The organism is Nostoc sp. 'Peltigera membranacea cyanobiont' 213 (assembly GCF_002245975.1).
GTDB lineage: Bacteria > Cyanobacteriota > Cyanobacteriia > Cyanobacteriales > Nostocaceae > Nostoc.
Genome location: NZ_NOLI01000031.1, coordinates 1 through 19866 on the forward strand (window position 1 = coordinate 1; position 19866 = coordinate 19866).

Here is a 19866-nt window from a genome sequence, read left to right on the forward strand (position 1 = left end):
CGCCAAAGCTACGCTTTGTCTCCCCTCCCGAAGAGCGGGGAGGGGTTGGGGGTGGGGTGTAATGACTGTGGTTAGCATAACTAATTATGCGGACATGATATCATCACTAATACCCCTGGAAAAACTTGTGCTTGAGGGTTACTTAGCGGGGTTGCGTTCTGCTGGCTGGAATGGGGATGAGTGTGTGGTGTGCTTTACCTATGCTGCTTTAGGGCGCTTTTTGTAATTAATTAATCTCCTTTCTCAATAATTCTGGAATCTGAGAAGGGCGTTCAGCGACTGGAACTTCCGCTTCTTTTAAAGCAGCTAATTTACTTTGGGCTGTACCAAAGTTCGGTTCGCGGCCGATAACGGTTGCTAAAGTCCCTGTTTGTCGCCAAGTTTTTCCTGGTGGCGCAAGTCTTCCTGCAATGTAGGCAATGACTGGTTTATCAATTGCCTCAGCAATGTACCGGGCTGCTGCTTCTTCACTACCACCACCAGGTTGACCGACTAAAACGATCGCCTCTGTAGTTTCGTCTTCATCCAGAATTTGCAACCATTGGAGAAATGAGGAACCAACGATCGGATCGCTACCAATACTGACACTAATGGACTGTCCCAAACCTGCTTTTGTTAATTCGTAAGCAACTTCATAAGTGAGAGTGCTACTACGACTAACGATCCCCACAGATCCAGGAGTATAAAACTCGCTAGGTTGAGTACCTAAAAGAATTTTTCCCGGTACAATGATCCCCGGACTGTTGGGCCCGATTACCAAAGTTTCACAGGCTTCGGCTTTGCGGAGTAATTGCACCATATCCAAAGGTGGCACGCCAGCAGTGATAATAATGATTTGGCTAATATGAGATGCGATCGCTTCTAATGCCGCATCTAGAACGTCGTAAGGATCTACACAAATAATTGTTGTGTCAATTACCCCAAATTGTTCTATTACCTCCTCTACTAAGTCAAATACTGGCAGTCCATGCAATTCCTGTCCGCCACATCCTGGATTGACACCAGCGACCAAATTCGTGCCATAAGCTTGCATTTGAGCAACATGAGTACCTGATATAAATTCACAAAAGCCTTGAATTAATACTTTACTTTCTGGCGTTAGGTTCATAAAAAATTACCGTAAGTTTGACAACCCAGTGAATTAAGCCACTAGGCAAGAAGGGCAGGGAGCATGGAGCAAGGGAAATGACCAATGCCCAACGATATATTTTCGTGGTAAAAATTAATAATTTTTGATTTGGAACAAAATGATAGTCACTACTTTTTATTAGCAGTTGGTTTAGCAAGACGAACTGCTGCCGCTACTGCTTCATCTAAATTTTCTACCACGAGTAGCGCATCGCTGTGGGTTTTTAGTGTTGCTAAATATTTTCTCGCAGCATTAAATTCAGAACCAGCAAGACGGACAACTAAGGGTTTAAAATTCCGTTCTTGGCGACTTTTACTGCCATTAGAACGCACAACTTGTGATTCCAGTTCGCTGTTGTCTTGCTGCACAACTCTGGCTATAACTTCAACCACTTCCTCAGTTTGAGGAATGCTACCCAGAAAGTTGATGAGGATTACTTGAATGCTTTTGTCAGCTTCCAGGATTTTCAGACCTGTCTCTAGGCGATCGCGGAAGGTCGTTGGTGTAGTATCTGTAAGGAAAGCATGACGTAGATTTAAACAAACACCTGGGTTGCCACCAGCATTGGCTACTAAATCCAAAGTTGCCATTACTGAACCAGTACCATTACCTAAAATACCGATTTTTCCATGAATTTTTATACTATCCCAATCACCCAAAATCCCATTGATTTCAGTACTGGTATGACGGCTGATAATTTTTGCTGCCATCTCGGCGAGGTCTGGATGGCGCTTGATTGCCCGTTCGTTAATCCTGACTTTACCATTAAGAGCCATAACCTGACCATTGGCACTGACTGCCAAGGGATTTATTTCGACTAAATCCAGGTCTTTTTGCACAAATAAGTGGTACATTTTCTCCAAAACGCTGCTTACCGACTGCATCAGCGTTCCCTGTAAACCCATTTTTAAAGCCAGCCGTCGGGCATAAAATGGCGAAAATTCCTGTTCCACGACAACATGGTGCATTTTTTCTCCAGCAGATTCCCAATCAATGTCTGCTTCTTTGCAACCTAAAAGGACTGGCCGGCAAACAGCAGTATCTAAAACCACCGCGAGATAAAATTCCTGGTTTGCGTCGTATTGCGATTCTGCCAGCACAACTTCTGGCAATTCGCCCCATATTGGTAGACTAAAGATATTTTGCGCTGCTGCGATCGCATCTATTGTCGTTTCGGCAAACCTGACTCCACCCGCTTTTGCCCGTTCCGCTCCATGTACTTGAGATTTCAGTACAATTGGAAAGCGAATTTTTAAACGTTTCAAATCTGTAGGATGGTCAATTCGTTGGGAAGGCAATACCGGAATGCCTATCTTCCCAAACCATTCTTTAACTTGATACTCTAATAAATCCATTGATACACCTTGTATTTACACTTTCCAAGCTTTTGGTGAGTGCTGTCTTAATATTTTGCAGCACTTTTATTTCAAAGTTAAGCTTTTGGCAGCTATAAAAATTTATTTTTCACGGATCGATTTTATCGAATTCAGCATAAGAGACACATTAATTTTGCTCGCCAACCTGGTTGTGCCAGAGCCACAACACGTAATTAATCTTTTCAGTAAGTTCCCCAGCATAGAAGATAACTAGCATTTCTGTCAAAACCCTCTGACCTAGTATCGTTTCCTTAACCTTTAGATAAGTTTTTCACAACTGCTCTGCAACTATGATTTTGCAGAGTAAGTAGGTGGGTGAGAAAATTTATAACTATGTCATTGCGAACGCAACGAAGTAAAGTGAAGCAATCACAAGGTTTTCACCGCTTTTACTTCTCGTTACATAGTTATATTTATTTGTGCCTGCCTACTTAGTAGCTATTGTGAATTTAACTGTCGCAAAATAATGCAGTGAAAATACTCAAAAACTCTATTATTCCCATTTTTTATTTGTAATTTATATCTGAAGACAGATTATTTAATTTTGGATCTAGGGAGTTAAAAATGTAGCGCCGCGAACAATAACTGCTTTTTTAATTTTTGGTGAAAAGTCAGAATTTGTGTTAGAAAGTTGGTCGTTCAGATATTTCCGGCTGTGGTTCGTTAAACTGTGCATTTGCATTCAACAAACCTCAAAAGTTCATTTCATTCCCTTAAAGATAATCAAAACAATATAGAAGTTGAGCGGAAAAGCTCTATGAAGGTAGCAGTCCAGCAGGAAGATTTACAGCTTTTAGCCAAAACTTTGCAGGAACAATTGCTTGTAGAAGTCTCATCGGCTGAAGTCTTCGAGGTTAAATGCGCCGTCAATAAAGACGGGCTAATGGTTTTAACGCAACATGAATCAGATGTAATAGTTGACGCTCAGATCATCTTTGCAGTAATTGAGGAAGTACTTCAGTCTGTAACACCCCACACAGATCGGCAAGTGCAATGTTTCCTGAGAGTTTTTGGCGAACAACTCCCTTATGCCAAATGTTTCTTGGCTTTGAAGCAGAGGGGAGGATGGGGGGATGGAGGAGCAGGGGAAACAGAGGAGGAATACTTTTCTCCACTTTCTTCATCGGCTCTGACTTATTCTCCATCATTCGATGAGGCTGAGGAAGAGGAACCGTTTGACCCATTTGCAGATGCGCCAAATTTTCCGACTTCAAAGGCAGGATTTCAAATCAAACCCATCTTGCTGGGTGCAGCCTTAGTGGGGATTGTAGTTTTAGGCGGTGGTGCTTATTTATTGACTCGCCCTTGTGTGATGTCTGAGTGTAAAGAAATACAAACCGCCGAGCAATTAAAAATAAAGTCTCCACAACTGATGCGCCGCGCCAAGTCTGAAAAAGAATTAGTAGCTATACAACAACAACTTGCAGCAGCCAGCGCCACCCTAAATGTAATTCCTAGTTGGTCGCCCCGTTACCAAGAGTCAGAAGAACTAAAAGCAAGTTTGTCGGGACGGTCAGAAAAAATCAACCAGGTGGTTAAGGCATTGCAGACGGGAGCTTTGGCGACACAAAAAGTTCAAACTCCTGCATCTAGCCTAGAGGAATTACAAGCTAGACAGCATTTATGGCGACAAGCTATAGCGCCCCTAGAAACTATAAGTTCTAGTAGCGAACTCTATGGGCTAGTACAGGGTAAATTACTTAATTATCGTGTCCGTTTGCACGCTGTAAATCAGCAGATATTTATTGAGGAAAAATGGCTCAAAAAACTCACAGCAGCAAAAGCTGTAGCTAGTGTTGCTGAGAACCGGGAAACTACTGCAAAATCTTTGAATGATTGGCAAAAGGTGAAGTCTACTTGGTTGGTGGCAATTAATGCTTTGAATAGCATTCCCCTAACTAGCTCTGGATACCAAGAAGCTGCAAAGCTGTTGATAGATTATAGACCTAAGTTAGTAGCAGCACGCGATCGCGCGACGAAAGAACAATTAGCCACTAAAACCTACCAACAAGCCGTTAGCGCTGCCAACCAAGCCAAAATATATCAGCAACAAAACCAATGGCAAGCAGCAGCTACATACTGGGATCAGGCTTTGCAAACTGCTAAAAAAGTTTCCCAAGATAGTTTGTACTATACTCAGGCTCAGTCTCTGATTGAACCCTATTCAATAGCCCTTAAACAAGCACAAGAAAAACTACAAGTTGTTAGTAGTTTCCAACAAACCCGCACTGACTTGGATAAAACCTGTATTAATGGAATTCGGATTTGCATCTTTAGCATAGATAATGCAGGAATTATTGTCCGGCTAACCCCTGAGTATGACCAAATAAGGCAAAATAACTTGGCTAATCCTTATTCTGAAAATTCTAGTACTGCTATTGACGTTACCAATCACTTGCAAATCTTACGGGAAGCTTTAGCTGTAATTGGTGAAAATGCCAACTTGCCCCTTTTCCTCTACGATTCTAAAGGTCAGGTAATTTATACACGGACTTTAGGCGGGTAAGTAGAAATGTTAGCGTGAAGAGTTTGGAATCTATAGGAATTCTGGCGTTGCATAATCAAGGGATGAGTTGAGGTGTTCTATTGTGCAATGTCCATTATTTAAAGGATCGTTAAGTACCCGTGTTTACCTGATTCATCCCGCATTTATACAACGCCAACAATCATAAATTGTTTGCGAACAATCGATCCCCGACTTTGTAAAAATTGTCGGGGATCTAGTTGATTAACCGTTGTCGTGTCTATAATCGGCATCTAACCAACAGCGTGGTAGAACTTCACCAGAAGGAAAAACGAGATTTTCTTTTTTAAAACTATCAGGTGGTTGTTCTTCTTCACCTTTTTGTTCTCGTCCTTGAACGACGTTACTATTAGGATCGAGCAATTCTTGAATTTCGAGAATTTTCACCAATTTGTCACTATCTTTGATTTGTAAAAGCATAGAAATTGCCTCAATGAGTTTGCATGAAAGTTCAAAGCGAGTCTCAACATAAACTCGCTCAAATCTAAACTGATTTTGAACGCGGATATCCCTTAATTGTTAAAGGAAATTTTTATTAAAAATCCACACAGAAATTACACGATAATCTATGTGTAGCTGTAGATTTTATTTTTATAGAGTTGGCACAGAAAAATATTACCTAATTCATTAGCTAAAATCGAATCAGGAAATGCTGATTAATAAAATAGTCCAACTAAGATAATCTTGGTTTTAGCAATTATGAATCGCGTTGATATTTCTCCAAAATATCAACTAAAGTAACCTGGCATTGCAGTGGCAGTAAATCAATTAAAGGAAGTTCACTTCTACCACCGCCAATTTTCACTGTAATTGATTGCAAGACTTTTAAAACTTGGTCTTCACTTACACTGTTAGAAGTAATTAAAGGATACAGTCGTTCGGCAACAAGAGTATGCAGTTTGGCATTAGATAAATAAAGATGCCACTTGGCAATGTCCATATAGACACTTTCGCCAATTTCAGCTGCTAGGGCTTCCAGTAGTTCTGTGGTGTTAGTCTTAGCCATAAAAATAACCCTACATTAAGAAAAAGTGCGAAATCTCAGGCTTTTTTACATTATGGCTCAATTAACAGGCTAATCCTACTACCAGAGGTTACAATCGCCCCAGCATGAGTAATCCATCTTCAGGTGGATTTGGGTGGAGCTTCGGTGTAGTTAGCGATCGCACTAATATAAATCAAATGCACCAGCACTATTCCTGTCCAACTTAAAGTTACCCAAGGCAGCCACTCCCAGGTAGTATCTTTCAAAATGTGGAAAAACCACAAGCCAGAATTAATCGTAGCAGCGATCGCTACATGGGTGGCAAAATTCATCCGGTCATCGATCTTGCGATAATCAGGGTCTTTGCGATCGGGTTTGCGAGGCCAACGAGGAGGCATAAATATTTGTTACAGATTTAAATACACCCTATTTATTCTAAGGTTTTTGTGGCAGTGGTTGCTATTAGACCCTTACAACCAGTCATAATTAAATTGGAAGTCAAGAGCCACTGGGTTAAATCAGATGACGATCTTTGAGCAAATAGACCCCGATCTCCTCTATCCAGATAGTGACGGCAAACCAATGGCAGACAATACAGAACAATATCGTTGGATTGTCCTGATTAAGGAGAATTTAGAGATTCTGTTTGCTAATAATGAGAATGTTTTGATTGCGGGAGATTTACTTTGGTATCCTGTTCGTTCTCGGCTGATTACACCGACTGCACCTGATGTAATGGTTGTTTTCGGTAGATCAAAGGGAAAACGTCGTTCCTACCGTCAGTGGCAAGAAGATAATATTCCACCGCAAGTAGTCTTTGAGATTCTTTCTTATAGTAACGATACCAAGGAAATGGAGCGGAAGCTGGAGTTTTACGATACTTACGGTGTTGAAGAATATTATTTATACGATCCTGAAAGCTTTCAACTAGATGGCTGGTTGCGGCAAAATAACCATTTGAATAAGCTATGGCAAATGGATGGTTGGGTCAGCCCCCGCTTAGGAATTAGATTTCAAACGGGGCTTGGGGAGTTAGTAATTTACCATCCAGATGGACAAAGATTTTTGAATTCGCTGGAACTTAATCAACGGGCAGAACAAGCTGAGTTATTGGTAGAACAAGAACGTCAACGCGCTGAACAAGAACGTCAACGCGCTGAACAGTTAGCAGCATATTTGCGTAATCTCGGCATTGATCCTGACAATCTGCCGTGAATGAGGAGTGGGGATGAGGGAGAAGAATTAATAACCAATTCCCAATTCCCCATTCCCAATTCCCCATTCCCCAAAAAGTTATTGCTCTAACAGGGAATAATCTCCTGATTTCCCGCCACTCTTACTTATTAAACGAATCGATTCAATTTGAATCGACTTCTCTAAGGCTTTTGCCATATCGTATAAAGTCAGTGCAGCCACAGAAACGGCAGTTAAGGCTTCCATCTCTACACCAGTTTCAGCTTTAGTTTTGACTGTGGCTTGAATTTGATAACCGGGTAGATGCGGATCGGGTGTAATTTCGACTGCGATTTTTTGCAAAGGCAATGGATGACACAGAGGAATTAAAGCGGCTGTTTGCTTGGCTGCCATAATCCCCGCCAATCTTGCAGTTGCCAGCACATCACCTTTTGGGACATTTCCGGCTTGAATGGCAGCGAAGGTTGTTGGCAGCATTCGTACATTTGCCGCAGCTACTGCTTGGCGGATGGTGGGTGCTTTACCCGTCACATCTACCATCTGTGCCTGTCCTTGGCGATCTAGATGGGTTAAGCTGGCAAAATTAGATGAAAAATTATCTTGCGTCATTTAGTTAGAACGTGTTAATATAAATTGTCAGTGAGGGTGTGTAGCTCAGTGGACTAGAGCACGTGGCTACGGACCACGGTGTCGGGGGTTCGAATCCCTCCTCGCCCGTATTTTAAAGTTGAAAGTCAGGAGTGAGGAATTAAAGTTCCTTACTCCTGACTTTTAAGTTTTTCAAAGCATAAGCATCTGGAGCCAGACCTAGTGCAAAGCGCAGGGAGTTGGATAAATCTTTGCTCGATTGGGTGAGGAAGATAACCAGTGCAACAGAAGCGATCGCAGCACCATAGCCAAACATATCGCGGTAGCCTACAAGTTCTGCGATGCTACCCAAAACAGGAGCAGCGATCGCAATTCCCAGGTCAAGTCCAGCTACGCATAGAGCAAAAACTTGCCCCCGTTCTTGCGGCAGCGAGCGGTCTGCCATCAGAGTAATCATCATGGAAATGAGTGTACCACCACCAGCACCTTCAGCGATCGCAGCCAATAAGAAAAACATCGCACTATGAGCCTGCCATAGCAGTATTGACGCTAGAACGTAGAAAAAAATACCAAAGGTGATAAATAAACCACGACCAAAGCGATCGCTTGCCTTACCAGCAAACACCCTGATACTAAAACTAGAAATTGCCGAAGCTGTAAAAAACAGTCCGCCGTTGAAGTCTACCTGACTGGATTTGAGGAACAATGACACAAAGGTATGTACAGCACCGAGAGACAAACCAACCAGCAACATAACTATAGTTGGAACTTTCACCTGTGGGCTGCTCAAAATTTGCCAAAAATTGCGATCCTCAGTCTTCGTTTGCTCTTGTGTCGGCACTGGCTCCTTAGTAACTTGTACAATCCCCAAAAGAGCGACAAAACCCAATTCGGCAGAGAAGAGAAATAATATCCCGTAGCCACTTGTAGCTTCTAAATACCCACCCAAGGCAGGGCCAATTGCCAAACCAAGGGGAGTTGCCAGAGTCATGTAACCAATGATTTCACCACGAGTTTCTGTGGGGGCTAAATCTGCGATTAAGGCACTGTAGCCAGTGGTAAAAGCAGCAACGCTAATGCCGTGAAAAATTCGCACCAGGATTAATAGCCCAATTGATTGGGTTGCCAAGTAACCAAAGGGTGCGATCGCAGCTACTATCGTACCAATCAGCAAGACAATTTTGCGATCGCGTTCATCGGCTAATCGTCCCAGCGTCGGGCGAGATAACAATAAGCCAATGGCGAAACTACCCATTACAATCCCAATTTCTTGCTTACTTGCGCCCACATCATCGATGTAAAGCGGTAAGGTTGGTAAGAGTGCAGACAAACTCGACCAGAATAATAAACCTGCTGTAAATAAAACAAGCAGGTTGCGCCGTAGTTCGGTATCAAAAGTATTAAATGCTTTCAAGGTAGATGCTAATTTAATTGTTTTTTGTCATTTTTCATTGGTCATTTGTCATTTGTCATTTGTCATTTGTCATTTGTCATTTGTCATTTGTCATTTGTTTAGAGTCAACTAATATTTATTCTTAAACCGCATCTACGTTGAAAACCTTAGTTTTTGGGTAAAGCTCAGAATTTAAGCCACGAGAGAATAATATACTCTCCTGAAAACTCCAATTTCAAAATGGACGAGATTTAACTCTTTACTAATGACCAATGACCAATGACTAATGACTATTGTTACGTTACTTAACATTTTTTGCTACTACTTCTCGCACCCGATAGATAGGCCGCCCTTGGGATTCATGGTATGTACGCATGAGTAATTCTGCTAAAAGACCGAAGCAAAACAACTGCACTCCCGTTACTAGCAGCAGAACTGCTAAACTTAGCAAGGGGCGATTGCCAATCATCTCACCTAAAGCTAATTTGACGAAAGTCAAGTAAATTCCGATCGCAGTGCCCGAAAACATTGAAATCAAGCCCAACAGTCCAAAAACGTGCATCGGACGGGTGAGGAATTTTTTCATAAACAGAATGGTTAACAAATCCATCAATACCCGGAATGTCCGCCAAATTCCATATTTACTATGACCAAAGCGACGGGCGTGATGACGCACGGGTATTTCAGTAATTCTAGCTCCTTCAATGTATGCCAGAGCGGGTAAAAATCGGTGTAGTTCGCCGTAGAGATTCATATCTGCCAACAGTTCTGCACGATAGGCTTTCAGCGAACAGCCATAATCATGAATATTCACGCTAGTGGTGCGGCGAATTAGCCAGTTGGCAATTTTGGAAGGAAGTAACCGATTTACAGCACCATCTTGGCGATTTTGCCGCCAACCACTCACTAAATCGTAACCTTCATCCAGCTTTGCTAATAACATGGGGATATCAGCCGGATCGTTCTGGAGATCGGCATCTAAAGTGACAATCGCTTTACCGACTGCATAATGAAACCCAGCAGCCATCGCCGCAGTTTGTCCGTAATTGCGACGCAAAATCACCGCCTTTAAATCAGTGCGGATTTGCGCCTCTTTTTTCAGAAAATCCCCAGAACCATCTGTAGAACCATCATCCACACAGATGATTTCATAATTTACCTGACTAGAAGATAAAGTAGATGCGATCGCTTCTAGTAAAAGTGGCAAACTCTCCACCTCGTCATGTATCGGCACTACCACCGAAACATCTGGGACAATTACGGAAATAGTCCCATTCTCGTCACTCAATCCCTGATCGACCAACCCACTCCTCATATTTCTTCGCGCCCTTTGCGTCTTCGTGGTTCGTAACTCTGAAAAACTCTCCCAGCCCCTCGCAGCTGCTGATAGTACGACTGACTAACCGCATCTCCCTGTTCCGAGAGAATATCAATGCCGATCCCATTCCGCCCCTGCTCTTTACCAGAACTATGGATATAATAACCATCGGCCAAATAAAGCCCGACATGGGTGGCTTTTTGGCTAGTTCCAAAAAATACCAGATCCCCAACTGCTAATTCTGCAATTGTAATTGGTTGAGTGAATCCTTCCTGTTGATAGGCATCTCTAGGTAGCCAAATACCCACCGAAGCAAACGCCGCCTGCATTAACCCAGAACAGTCATAATTTGGCCCAACCGTACCACCCCAAAGGTAATAATTTGATTGTTGCATCGCATTTTGGGTAAAGGCGATAATTTCTGCTAGGAGTTTTTTAATCTCCGATTCAGAAAATGTTGCAGCCTGATAAGGTACAGTAGCAGATTGTAATGAATCAAAATCTGAAACAGATACCCATCCCGGATAGTCATCTTCACATAAATACACCTCAACCGCTAAATTTTGATGATTTGATGTTACCCACAAATGTCTTCCAGATGCAGATTGAGTTGCTAAACGCGTACATTCAGGAGAATCATATAAATTCAGGTCAGCTAAACACTGATACTCCCCTGATTTTGGATTTTGGATTTTGGATTTTAGATTAAAGGACATTATCAGAGAATGATTTTTTTTAATAAAGACGAACAACTCGAAAATCTTGGTAATGGCATTTTAGATGCAACTTGGGCAGCATTTCCGACCTTAGCACGTAACCAAATTGCCTTGACTTGGGTTGTTTACGATCCCCCAGTGCGAGTAAATACTGGTGGGGCGCTGACTCCCAACGCTTTTTGGGATCACCCAGTTCGTGGTTTCACTTATCGGGGTGTTGAGCGGATTTATCCCGCCAGTGTAGTCAAGCTATTTTACTTGGTGGCGGTAAATGAATGGCTAGAAAAAGGCATGAGTCAAACCTCCAAGGAGTTGGAGCGAGCTTTGCGGGATATGATTGTCGATTCTAGTAACGATGCTACCAGCTTGGTTGTGGATATTTTGAGTGGCACCACATCAGGGCCACAATTACCAACCGGACCCTTTGAAACCTGGAAATATCAGCGTAATATTGTTAACCGCTATTACCAATCTTTGGGTTGGGAAGAAATGGAGACGATTAACGTCTGTCAAAAAACTTGGAGTGATGGCCCTTATGGGCGGGAACGGGCGTTTGTGGGGGAGTTACTAGAAAATCGCAATATGTTAACCACAAATGCGATCGCTAGGTTACTGCATAGTATTGTAGGTGGGGTGGCGGTTTCAAGTGCGCGATCGCAAACAATGATGGCTTTACTGAAGCGTCCTCTCAACGATTTGCCCACTGACAGAGAGGAAGATCAGGTAGCAGGTTTTTTAGGCGGTGGACTCCCTAAAAATGCTCAAATTTGGTCAAAGGCAGGTTGGACAAGTCAAGTTCACCATGATGCCGCGTATATTGAATTACCAGAACAGCGCCCTTACCTCTTAGTGGTATTTACTGAAGGTAAAGCCCAAGCTAAGAGTCGGGATATTTTACCCTTTGTTTCTAAACTAGTTTCCGAAGCGATCGCTAGTCTATAATCTACTCCTGTGAACTTAAATAAAATCGGCGGTTAGAAACCGCGCCTACATAGGCAAAACCCACCTCCGTGGGTTCAAACCCTCAATTTCTTCTTAGTCCGCGGAGGCGGACTTTGTTTGTGTAGCCGCGAATTCCATTGCCCCGGCTATTTCAACTTAAATTCGTCAAACTTCAATACTTCCGAATCAGGCTTGCGAGTATCAAAACGATAACTACTTATCGTACCTGTCCCCGTATCAAAGATACTAAAAACCGTAATATCATTACTCGCAATATAAGGCATCCGCTTACCATCTTCACCCAGCAAGGGGGCAATTGTTGGCACTATCGGTTCTAACCCATTGGGATCGCCAAGCTTAACATAATCCTCTTGATATCCAATTGGAACTTCTCGCTTTCTATCACCCCAAGCAGCGCCGTAACTATTACCTACATTAGATGTTTCCAGAAAGTGCATTCCACTGGGACTAATAAAGCGGTTCCACAAATGAGAATGCCCATAAAATACTAATTGCACATTAGCCGCTTCTAATAAAGGCACAACATCGCGGATAATATAATCTGCATCTTTTGGATATTCGTAACGCACAGCTTTAATATTATTCCCATCCCGTTCAATTATTTGAACTGGATCTGTATAAGCAGGAACTATATTATCACCCAAAGTATGGGGTGGGTGATGGAACATCACAACTTTGTATTTTGCTTGTTGAAACTCAGGGCTGTTAAGTTCCGACTCTAGCCAATTATACTGCTTGCTACCTTTAGCAATTGGCTCATAAATTACCTGTCCATAACCCCAATCTTCAGGATTATTTAAATCATTTTCGGCTTCGAGATATCTCCCCTTACGCTTTCCATTTAAGCTAGGAGTCCGCCACATATTCGTAGCATACAGTACCACCAAACGCGTATCACCAAAGGTAACTGCATAATACCTTTTTCCTCCCTCTTTACTTTTGGGTAAAGAAAAAATCTCTTCGTAGGTATTAGTATTAAAAGAATTATCGATTAAAGATTTGTCTCGATAGATTTTTTGAGCAACTGAACGAGGGATTGTATCATCAAATTCACCATCTAAACTTCCCGCCCTAGCAAAGCGTCCCATCACCTCATGATTACCAATGCAAGTAAACATGGGTGCATTTTGAATTATTTGTCCGCCAGTGTAGGTTGTTTTAACACCGTCGTGCGTCATCTTATATTTAGCACGACCTTGTAAACCAGGAAACAACGCACCACCACTATTATCATCAAACCATTCTGAGGCGCGATCGCTAACATTGACCAAATCGCCAGCAAACCAGACTCCATCGACTCGTCCAATAGTTTCTACCACCTTTTGCAGATTTGCTGCTGTCATTGGCTTTAATTGATGATCTGAGGTGAGTAAAATTTTTAATGGTGTATCTGGTTTGGGAGTAGCTGCGAGGCTAAAAACATTACTACTAGCACTTTCGTTGTCTTCTCGCACACTCCTAACACGATAATTTACCCGCACATCAGCAGTTAACCCAGTTACCTCAGCTTCATGTCGCCAAATGTCACGCTGGACGGGTTTTTGATAAACTTCGCCGTCTTTGGTTTGGTTTCCAACTCTTGATTCTTGGTCTTCACGCGTGCGAGTAAGTTTGGTAGTATCTGCCTTAACACTTAGTTTGAGATTTTCACCGTAGGTTACGGTGTGATTAACACCAGCAAACTCAGTAAACCAAACTACTCGCACTGAGGTTTCAGTTGGCAGTTGCAAAAATGGGTCGGTGAGTAGTTGGGGTGCTGATGTCATAATTGTTTGCCCAAATGAACGCACGCTTACCAGAGTAAAGCATATAACAAGTACAAGCATAGCCATTAAGGAAATTTTTCGGCTGCGTAAGTGTCTGAGCATGAGTAACATACCAAGTTTTATAGGGTGTCTATGACTGAACGCAATTTTATTATTAGCTTGTTGAAAGCTGCCGATTTTTATTGCTTAATTTTGGGGGTTGTTTTTCGTGTTCTTTACACCCTCTGAACGCTGCTGAATAATTTTGCTTTCGGGTAAAGTGCTATTAAACTAACTTTTTAATTTTATGCTTCAGTTTCAACCTTCTGGCTTTGGACATAAACTTATCCATACATCATTAGGGGCAATGGTTTACTATACCCAAACCAATGCACCTTGGACGAACGCTGATGCTGAAGATTTACCTCCACTCTTGTTTCTTCATAACTTTGGTGGTGGGGCATCTGCTTATGAATGGTCTAAAGTTTACCCAGCTTTTGCCTCTAATTACCGGATTTTAGCCCCCGATTTAATCGGCTGGGGAGAATCGGCTCATCCTGTCCGGGATTATAAAATTAGGGATTATCTTAGCACGATCGCAGAGTTTATCATCGAAACTTGTCGCCAGCCGGTGACTGTGGTAGCCTCATCATTAACAGCCGCTTTTGCTATCCGCCTAGCTATTGTTCAACCCAATTTATTCAAAACACTGTTTTTGGTGTCTCCCTCTGGATTTGATGATTTTGGGCAAGGTGCTGGACGCAGACTTCCGCTTTCGGTAATCAATGCGCCTCTGTTGGACAATTTTATTTATATCCTTGGTGCTGAAAATGAAATTGCAGTAAGAAATTTTTTACAAAGTTTTCTGTTTGCTAAGTCGCAACGAGTATCCCAAGAAATGGTAGAGGCTTATTTAACCTCTGCACAACAGCCTAATGGCAAGTTTGCCGCTTTAGCATTTTTACGGGGCGATCTTTACTTCGATCTGAGTTTATATATTCAACAATTGACAATTCCCACTGTGATGTTGTGGGGAGAAAAGGCGCAATTTACCAACATCAAATTAGGACGACGCTTGGCAAATTTAAATCCAAATGCAATTCGAGATTTTTATGCGATCGCAGATGCAGGAATATTACCTCATTTAGAAATGCCAGAAGTTGTCATTGGCCTATTGCAACAATATCTTAGGTAACTGGGGACAAGGAGAATAATCCATAACCCATAACCAATGACGACTACTTAGAGAGTAACTGCGCGTTTAATGCTTTATTAATGCGATCGCCAGAAGCTTCTAAGTGGGCTAAGGTGTAAATATCAAGGCTTTCAGTAAGTTGCTTAAGTCTGACATCAATGGCTTTTTGCAGTTGACGCAATTCATACCAAGCCAATGTCCGTCCATCTTCAGGTGTATTAGTAGTACCCAACATCATCTCTAGCAGAATATTCAAATATTCCCGTTGCAGCGAACGGCGGACGCTAGAAATTGGCTTTGGTTCTCCTGGGGTTAAAACTTCTGTCCAGATGCCTGTTTGCAGAGTGTCAAACAGTTCTGGGATAGAAAGTGCTTGCCCAGGCAGCGTTTTTAATTCTATATCTTGTAAACGATTTAGGCGATCGCTGTCTAATAGCGATCGCAGCACCGCACTTTGAAACTTCAAAATATTTTCGTGAATCGGATAATCAAGGCGGTTATTAGGTACAGAACTACCCCAGTGTTCCCAGTGCGGTGGTGCTAGTTGATTGAGCAATTGTGGTGAAAAACTGAAAGCATCCTCAGCAAATACATACTCTTGCAACTTAGTCAATGCCTGACGTTGTTTTAAAAGTGAAACTGGTACAAATGTCCAAGAAGCATCATCACTAGTATGGAGGCGGCGAAACGATTGTCCACCAATGTATTTAGAAAGCAAGGTGGCGTTCCGAAAATAATATTTAAAAACTCTATTGAATGAGACGCGCAGGTTACTATATTTTTCTCCTTTCGATAGATAACCCTTGTCAAGACGCTCCCACATCACGCGGGCATTATCCATTTGCCACTGCGAATAAAGTAGCACATCACTACTCATATCCCAGACATTTGCTAAAGGATTAATGTCCCAAATATCCTCATCAGTTGCGTAAGATAATTCTGGTTGAGGCGATGCCAGTGCAATCTGCTCTAAAAAACTTTTTTCTGATTCTGGAATGATTCCCTCAATTTCTACTGATGGGCTTTTTTTATAACCATACTCAATTGCCCATTCGTCATAAGGCCCAACAACTCCTGGGAAATAGTCACCTTGCTGTACTCCCTGTGGTGCTATATTCACAGGTAGATAGTCCATCACCGAACCCACTAAACCTTTGGTGTGAGTGATTTCAGTATTATTTAATTCTTCAGGCGTTAACATCGTGCTGCCGTGAAAATTGTGGCGCAACCCAAGAGTATGCCCAACTTCGTGAGCAATCAGAGAACGCAAATATTGATGCACATACTCTTTCATTGTTTCACTGATGGGTGTAATATTTGGCAAAATTGACAACGCCAGCGCCCCCATCTGGGCTTGATTTGAAGATTCCATACTATAGCAGAACTCAGAGTTTGGCAGAAGATAATTCTTAGCATCTGCATTCTGTCTTCGCCAGAATACTCGACATGATTTTTTGTCCGCTAAAGATGAATTTACTTCCATCAATGCATGATATTCTTGCTGAATTGAACGCACCATATTGGCATCCACAATAATATCTGCATCCAATATTTCCCCAGTGAATGGGTTAACGCGCATCGGCCCTCTAGCAAAACCTTCATCCAAAGAGTTGAACCAGCGAATAGTATTGTAATGTACATCTGCGGGTTGCCAATCAGCATCATCTGGCATTTGCTGCACTTCAATGGCATTTTGAAATCCGGCTTTTTCAAATGCTTTGTTCCACATCAAAATGCCTTCACGAATTGCATCGCGGTACTCTAGTGGCACAGCATTTTCAATCCAATAGACAATTGGCTTTTTGGGTGGGGATAAAGCAGCATTAGGGTTAGATGGTTCTAGATGCCAGCGATTAATGTAACGGACAAATGATTCGTGAGGATTATTATTAGATAAGTCTTGGAAAGCAGTAATAAAATATCCCACTCGATCGTCGGCAAGTCTGGGAATATAACCATTGTTTTCTCTAAGCTGAGAAAAACTATAGTGTACCTTCAGAGTCAGGGCCCTACTATCGGGTATTGTGACTAAATTTGATCCTTCTAATGATGAAAAACCATAAATAGAATCAATTTCTACATTTTCTGAGAAGCTGTTAATTTCACCAAAATATGACTTGCGTCCATCCAAGCGGTAATCAGCTTGCAAAGAGGATTTTAAGAAGGGAGTTAATCCTGGAAAATCCTGCATTAGCAGTTCATCCAGATTTATCAGAATATTTTCATTCTGTGGATCGATATTAGCTATTTCGAGTGAATAAAGAACTGAGTCGCTAAATGAACGAGCAAGCGATCGCTTTTCTGGTTTACTTTCTGCACGGAATTTAACATTCCGCACAACAAAATGTAATCTATTATTTACTCGTTGGAAGTAGAAGAGAAAATCAGAGAGAGGTAATCCACTATAAATTCCCCTTTCCCCAATGCCTGATTCTAATGTTACTATAGCTAGGTAATCTTTATTTAGCTGCTCTGGTTTGATTTCTAAGTAAATTTTGCCCGAATTATCCGTGCAATAAAGTGTGAAGAGTCCTTCTAGTTTATCTATTTCTTTGACAACCTTATTAAGTCGGCAAAAATCTTGCTTTCTATTCTTAGCAAGATTATTATCAGTACTTACTAAGTTTTCAACTACTGGGAGTGCATTTACTTGCTGCACATCATTTAAAAGTTGGTTTGCTCCTGCGTAATCACTTGAGAGAAACAAGTTATACAGTAATACTATAAAGATTGCTAATTTACTTATCCAGTATTTCATCCTTTGGCTTTCCACCTGAAGCAACTCTCGTGTTGAGAAAAATGTGGATTGATTTTTGGTCTGCAAGCCCTTCAAATATCTAGGGATGACAGTATAAATCCACTCAAAAAATTGTGTGACTATTGATTGTTATTAGTGGCTCTTTAGGAATTTTCCATTAAGCATCTATGTTTGAAAATAGATATTTTATCAAACTAAAGATACATGTTTTTTTTACTTGTATATGTATTAAAACCCAAATGTAGCATCGAAAATGTATTTAGTGCTACATTTGGGAGCCGAAGAAATATCAAGCATGATTTATAAAGAAAGAATCAGACTTTTAAGAAAGCTGTTATTAAGTAGGTAAATGCTTTTTTCGGATGAATTCTGGAAAATTGTGGTAATTTCAAGCATTCTGTTAGATAGTCAAAAATTCTTGAGTCGAACCCACTCTCAAAGGTTTTTAGCATTGCCTTGATAAGTTACGCAAAACTCGATGCTGTAGGAGCAATACCCTGCGGCTAGTACAGCTTGGCAAAAATAAGCAGACCATTGCCACGAAAATTCAGTAGACTGCAAGGCTTAAAAATGGTATGTATATTTCCGCCGCGCTGTACTAGGGTTTTAGCGATTTTTTGCGTAAATCTGGAATTTTTCGGAGAATAGCCCAGAAATCTGTTGTCCTGATTTCAGGTGAGTTGGCAATAAAATGATTCTTAACCTTTGATCGACTTAAAGATAGATCCAGAGATACGTCTAATTCGATACAATTTATAAGTAGAGAGAGCCGAGGAGAACAAGGTGGTCTTATTAAAAGGCTTTGAGATTGAGATGTATACTGGCACGCCTCAAGGTGAAATCGTCGGCCTCTCCGACAAAATTGTTGCAGCTTTGGATGGATTTATGCGGGAGCCAGATAGCCGCAACGTCGAATATATAACCCAACCATCCCATAATTACGATAATTTATTGTGTGCGTTGCTGCGTCCCCGGCGGGAGTTGCGAAGCTACCTGAATGGCTTGGGCGATTACACCTTGATACCGGGAAGTACTTTATCTTTAGGTGGGGGCGATCGCTTTCAACGTTCCGATCCAGCCAACACTTATCATGATTATATTGAGAACACCTACGGGACGAAGGTAGTCACCGCCAGCGTACATATTAATATAGGCATCAGCGATCCAGAAGTATTGATGCGGGCCTGTCGAGCGATTCGGATGGAAGCACCTCTATTTCTTGCCCTCAGCGCCTCATCTCCCTTCCTGGATGGTAAAACTACTGGCTATCACTCCACCCGATGGGGCTTATTTCCGCAAACGCCTAACCACGTGCCGTTATTTGCCAGCCACGCCGATCATATCCAGTGGGTGGAAGATCAACTCGTTGCGGGAACTATGCAAAACGTGCGGCATTTGTGGACATCAGTCCGGCCAAATGGCGATCGCCGTCCTTACGATCTAAATCGGCTAGAATTGCGAATTTGCGATTTAGTCACAGATCCCATTGCTTTGCTAGCCATTACAGCCTTATTAGAAGCGCGTTTGTTGCAAATAATCGAAAATCCCAGCATCGATCCCTTAACCCAAAGTATTTTCTCTGGTGAAGAACTTGTCACCCTAACTGCTGAAAACGAAGCGGCGGCTGCTGCTGCTAGTCTCGATGCTCCTTTGAGACATTGGCAAGATGGTAGAACCATTCTAGCCAGAGATTGGATTTCGGAAATGTACCAAGATGTTTGGGCGATCGCTAAACAACAAGGCTTTAGCTGTTTCCTTTCTCCATTGCACAAAATCCTTCGCGAAGGCAATGAAGCTCAACAGTGGTTGCAGTTACACACAGTCGGTTTTGACACCCAGCGCGTCGTCTCCCAAGCTATTCTCGCCACCCAAGAGCGCGAAATGGAACTCGAAGATAAATTGTGTTCGTTCCTGCTAACTTAATTGTGGAAAAATACCATCAGGTGGTGTTGTCAAAGACGTGGTAGAGCGGATCGTGGAAC

The 19866-nt window shown here is 42.0% G+C and carries 17 protein-coding genes and 1 tRNA gene; 7 read left to right on the forward strand and 11 right to left on the reverse strand.

Annotated elements, in window-relative coordinates:
• Positions 1-226, forward strand: a 226-nt coding sequence (locus tag CDG77_RS36435) for a hypothetical protein (RefSeq protein WP_223269786.1), incomplete at its 5' end; no start/stop codon positions are given.
• Here CDG77_RS36435 and CDG77_RS11350 read toward each other — a convergent pair.
• Positions 227-1108: a succinate--CoA ligase subunit alpha gene (locus tag CDG77_RS11350; RefSeq protein ID WP_094329480.1), complete on the reverse strand. Its 882-nt coding sequence runs from the start codon at positions 1106-1108 to the stop codon at positions 227-229.
• 149 nt (positions 1109-1257) lie between these two features.
• On the reverse strand, positions 1258-2484 hold the full coding sequence (locus CDG77_RS11355; protein ID WP_094329481.1) for a succinate--CoA ligase subunit beta: 1227 nt from the start codon (positions 2482-2484) through the stop codon (positions 1258-1260).
• Positions 2485-3262: 778 nt separating this feature from the next.
• On the opposite strand from CDG77_RS11355, the gene CDG77_RS11360 reads away from it, so the two are divergent.
• A complete protein-coding gene (locus CDG77_RS11360) occupies positions 3263-5011 on the forward strand; it encodes a phage tail tape measure protein (protein ID WP_094329482.1) in 1749 nt (582 codons plus the stop codon).
• Between the two features lie 222 nt (positions 5012-5233).
• Here the strand turns inward: CDG77_RS11360 and CDG77_RS11365 are convergent, their stop codons facing one another.
• The 3 genes from CDG77_RS11365 to CDG77_RS11375 all read right to left on the reverse strand — a co-directional run bounded on the left by CDG77_RS11365 (position 5234) and on the right by CDG77_RS11375 (position 6412).
• Complete coding sequence (locus CDG77_RS11365) at positions 5234-5449, reverse strand: acetyltransferase (RefSeq protein ID WP_094329483.1); 216 nt, start codon at positions 5447-5449, stop codon at positions 5234-5236.
• Between the two features lie 277 nt (positions 5450-5726).
• On the reverse strand, positions 5727-6035 hold the full coding sequence (locus CDG77_RS11370; protein WP_094329484.1) for a DUF3181 family protein: 309 nt from the start codon (positions 6033-6035) through the stop codon (positions 5727-5729).
• A gap of 119 nt (positions 6036-6154) precedes the next feature.
• Entirely contained in the window at positions 6155-6412 is a 258-nt protein-coding gene (locus CDG77_RS11375; RefSeq protein ID WP_094329485.1) for a 2TM domain-containing protein, read from the reverse strand.
• 124 nt (positions 6413-6536) lie between these two features.
• Here CDG77_RS11375 and CDG77_RS11380 point away from each other — a divergent pair, with 124 nt between their 5' ends.
• Positions 6537-7229: a Uma2 family endonuclease gene (locus CDG77_RS11380; RefSeq protein ID WP_094329486.1), complete on the forward strand. Its 693-nt coding sequence runs from the start codon at positions 6537-6539 to the stop codon at positions 7227-7229.
• A gap of 78 nt (positions 7230-7307) precedes the next feature.
• Here CDG77_RS11380 and moaC read toward each other — a convergent pair whose 3' ends face one another.
• Positions 7308-7817: a cyclic pyranopterin monophosphate synthase MoaC gene (gene moaC / locus CDG77_RS11385; protein WP_094329487.1), complete on the reverse strand. Its 510-nt coding sequence runs from the start codon at positions 7815-7817 to the stop codon at positions 7308-7310.
• Positions 7818-7851: 34 nt separating this feature from the next.
• Between moaC and CDG77_RS11390 the strand changes: the two genes are divergently transcribed.
• Positions 7852-7925 (forward strand) — tRNA-Arg (locus CDG77_RS11390).
• Positions 7926-7956: 31 nt separating this feature from the next.
• Here CDG77_RS11390 and CDG77_RS11395 read toward each other — a convergent pair.
• The 3 genes from CDG77_RS11395 to CDG77_RS11405 form a co-directional block, all read right to left on the reverse strand.
• On the reverse strand, positions 7957-9210 hold the full coding sequence (locus CDG77_RS11395) for an MFS transporter (RefSeq protein ID WP_094329488.1): 1254 nt from the start codon (positions 9208-9210) through the stop codon (positions 7957-7959).
• A gap of 280 nt (positions 9211-9490) precedes the next feature.
• Complete coding sequence (locus tag CDG77_RS11400; RefSeq protein ID WP_094329489.1) at positions 9491-10504, reverse strand: glycosyltransferase family 2 protein; 1014 nt, start codon at positions 10502-10504, stop codon at positions 9491-9493.
• Positions 10501-11223, reverse strand: coding sequence for a C40 family peptidase (locus CDG77_RS11405; protein WP_094329490.1), 723 nt, complete (start codon positions 11221-11223; stop codon positions 10501-10503). Before CDG77_RS11405 ends, CDG77_RS11400 begins: the two co-directional genes overlap by 4 nt.
• A 9-nt stretch (positions 11224-11232) precedes the next feature.
• On the opposite strand from CDG77_RS11405, the gene CDG77_RS11410 reads away from it, so the two are divergent.
• Positions 11233-12165, forward strand: coding sequence for a serine hydrolase (locus tag CDG77_RS11410; protein ID WP_094329491.1), 933 nt, complete (start codon positions 11233-11235; stop codon positions 12163-12165).
• Positions 12166-12311: 146 nt separating this feature from the next.
• On the opposite strand, the gene CDG77_RS11415 is transcribed toward CDG77_RS11410, so the two are convergent.
• Complete coding sequence (locus CDG77_RS11415; RefSeq protein WP_094329492.1) at positions 12312-13952, reverse strand: purple acid phosphatase family protein; 1641 nt, start codon at positions 13950-13952, stop codon at positions 12312-12314.
• Positions 13953-14238: 286 nt separating this feature from the next.
• Here CDG77_RS11415 and CDG77_RS11420 point away from each other — a divergent pair, with 286 nt between their 5' ends.
• On the forward strand, positions 14239-15126 hold the full coding sequence (locus tag CDG77_RS11420; RefSeq protein WP_094329493.1) for an alpha/beta fold hydrolase: 888 nt from the start codon (positions 14239-14241) through the stop codon (positions 15124-15126).
• Between the two features lie 43 nt (positions 15127-15169).
• Here CDG77_RS11420 and CDG77_RS11425 read toward each other — a convergent pair whose 3' ends face one another.
• A complete protein-coding gene (locus CDG77_RS11425) occupies positions 15170-17884 on the reverse strand; it encodes a zinc-dependent metalloprotease (protein ID WP_094329494.1) in 2715 nt (904 codons plus the stop codon).
• Between the two features lie 783 nt (positions 17885-18667).
• On the opposite strand from CDG77_RS11425, the gene gshA reads away from it, so the two are divergent.
• Entirely contained in the window at positions 18668-19807 is a 1140-nt protein-coding gene (gene gshA / locus CDG77_RS11430; RefSeq protein WP_094329495.1) for a glutamate--cysteine ligase, read from the forward strand.
• Positions 19808-19866: the final 59 nt, after the last annotated feature.

Excerpts from the sequence above, each read along its gene's own strand:
- CDG77_RS11400 (WP_094329489.1), bottom strand. The coding sequence starts at position 10,504 with ATGAGGAGTGGGTTGGTCGATCAGGGATTGAGTGACGAGAATGGGACT.
- CDG77_RS11365 (WP_094329483.1), bottom strand. The coding sequence starts at position 5,449 with ATGCTTTTACAAATCAAAGATAGTGACAAATTGGTGAAAATTCTCGAA.
- CDG77_RS11425 (WP_094329494.1), bottom strand. The coding sequence starts at position 17,884 with ATGAAATACTGGATAAGTAAATTAGCAATCTTTATAGTATTACTGTAT.
- CDG77_RS11420 (WP_094329493.1), top strand. The coding sequence starts at position 14,239 with ATGCTTCAGTTTCAACCTTCTGGCTTTGGACATAAACTTATCCATACA.
- CDG77_RS11375 (WP_094329485.1), bottom strand. The coding sequence starts at position 6,412 with ATGCCTCCTCGTTGGCCTCGCAAACCCGATCGCAAAGACCCTGATTAT.
- CDG77_RS11370 (WP_094329484.1), bottom strand. The coding sequence starts at position 6,035 with ATGGCTAAGACTAACACCACAGAACTACTGGAAGCCCTAGCAGCTGAA.
- CDG77_RS11355 (WP_094329481.1), bottom strand. The coding sequence starts at position 2,484 with ATGGATTTATTAGAGTATCAAGTTAAAGAATGGTTTGGGAAGATAGGC.
- CDG77_RS11380 (WP_094329486.1), top strand. The coding sequence starts at position 6,537 with ATGACGATCTTTGAGCAAATAGACCCCGATCTCCTCTATCCAGATAGT.
- moaC (WP_094329487.1), bottom strand. The coding sequence starts at position 7,817 with ATGACGCAAGATAATTTTTCATCTAATTTTGCCAGCTTAACCCATCTA.
- CDG77_RS11415 (WP_094329492.1), bottom strand. The coding sequence starts at position 13,952 with ATGACATCAGCACCCCAACTACTCACCGACCCATTTTTGCAACTGCCA.
- CDG77_RS11360 (WP_094329482.1), top strand. The coding sequence starts at position 3,263 with ATGAAGGTAGCAGTCCAGCAGGAAGATTTACAGCTTTTAGCCAAAACT.
- CDG77_RS11405 (WP_094329490.1), bottom strand. The coding sequence starts at position 11,223 with ATGTCCTTTAATCTAAAATCCAAAATCCAAAATCCAAAATCAGGGGAG.
- CDG77_RS11350 (WP_094329480.1), bottom strand. The coding sequence starts at position 1,108 with ATGAACCTAACGCCAGAAAGTAAAGTATTAATTCAAGGCTTTTGTGAA.
- CDG77_RS11410 (WP_094329491.1), top strand. The coding sequence starts at position 11,233 with ATGATTTTTTTTAATAAAGACGAACAACTCGAAAATCTTGGTAATGGC.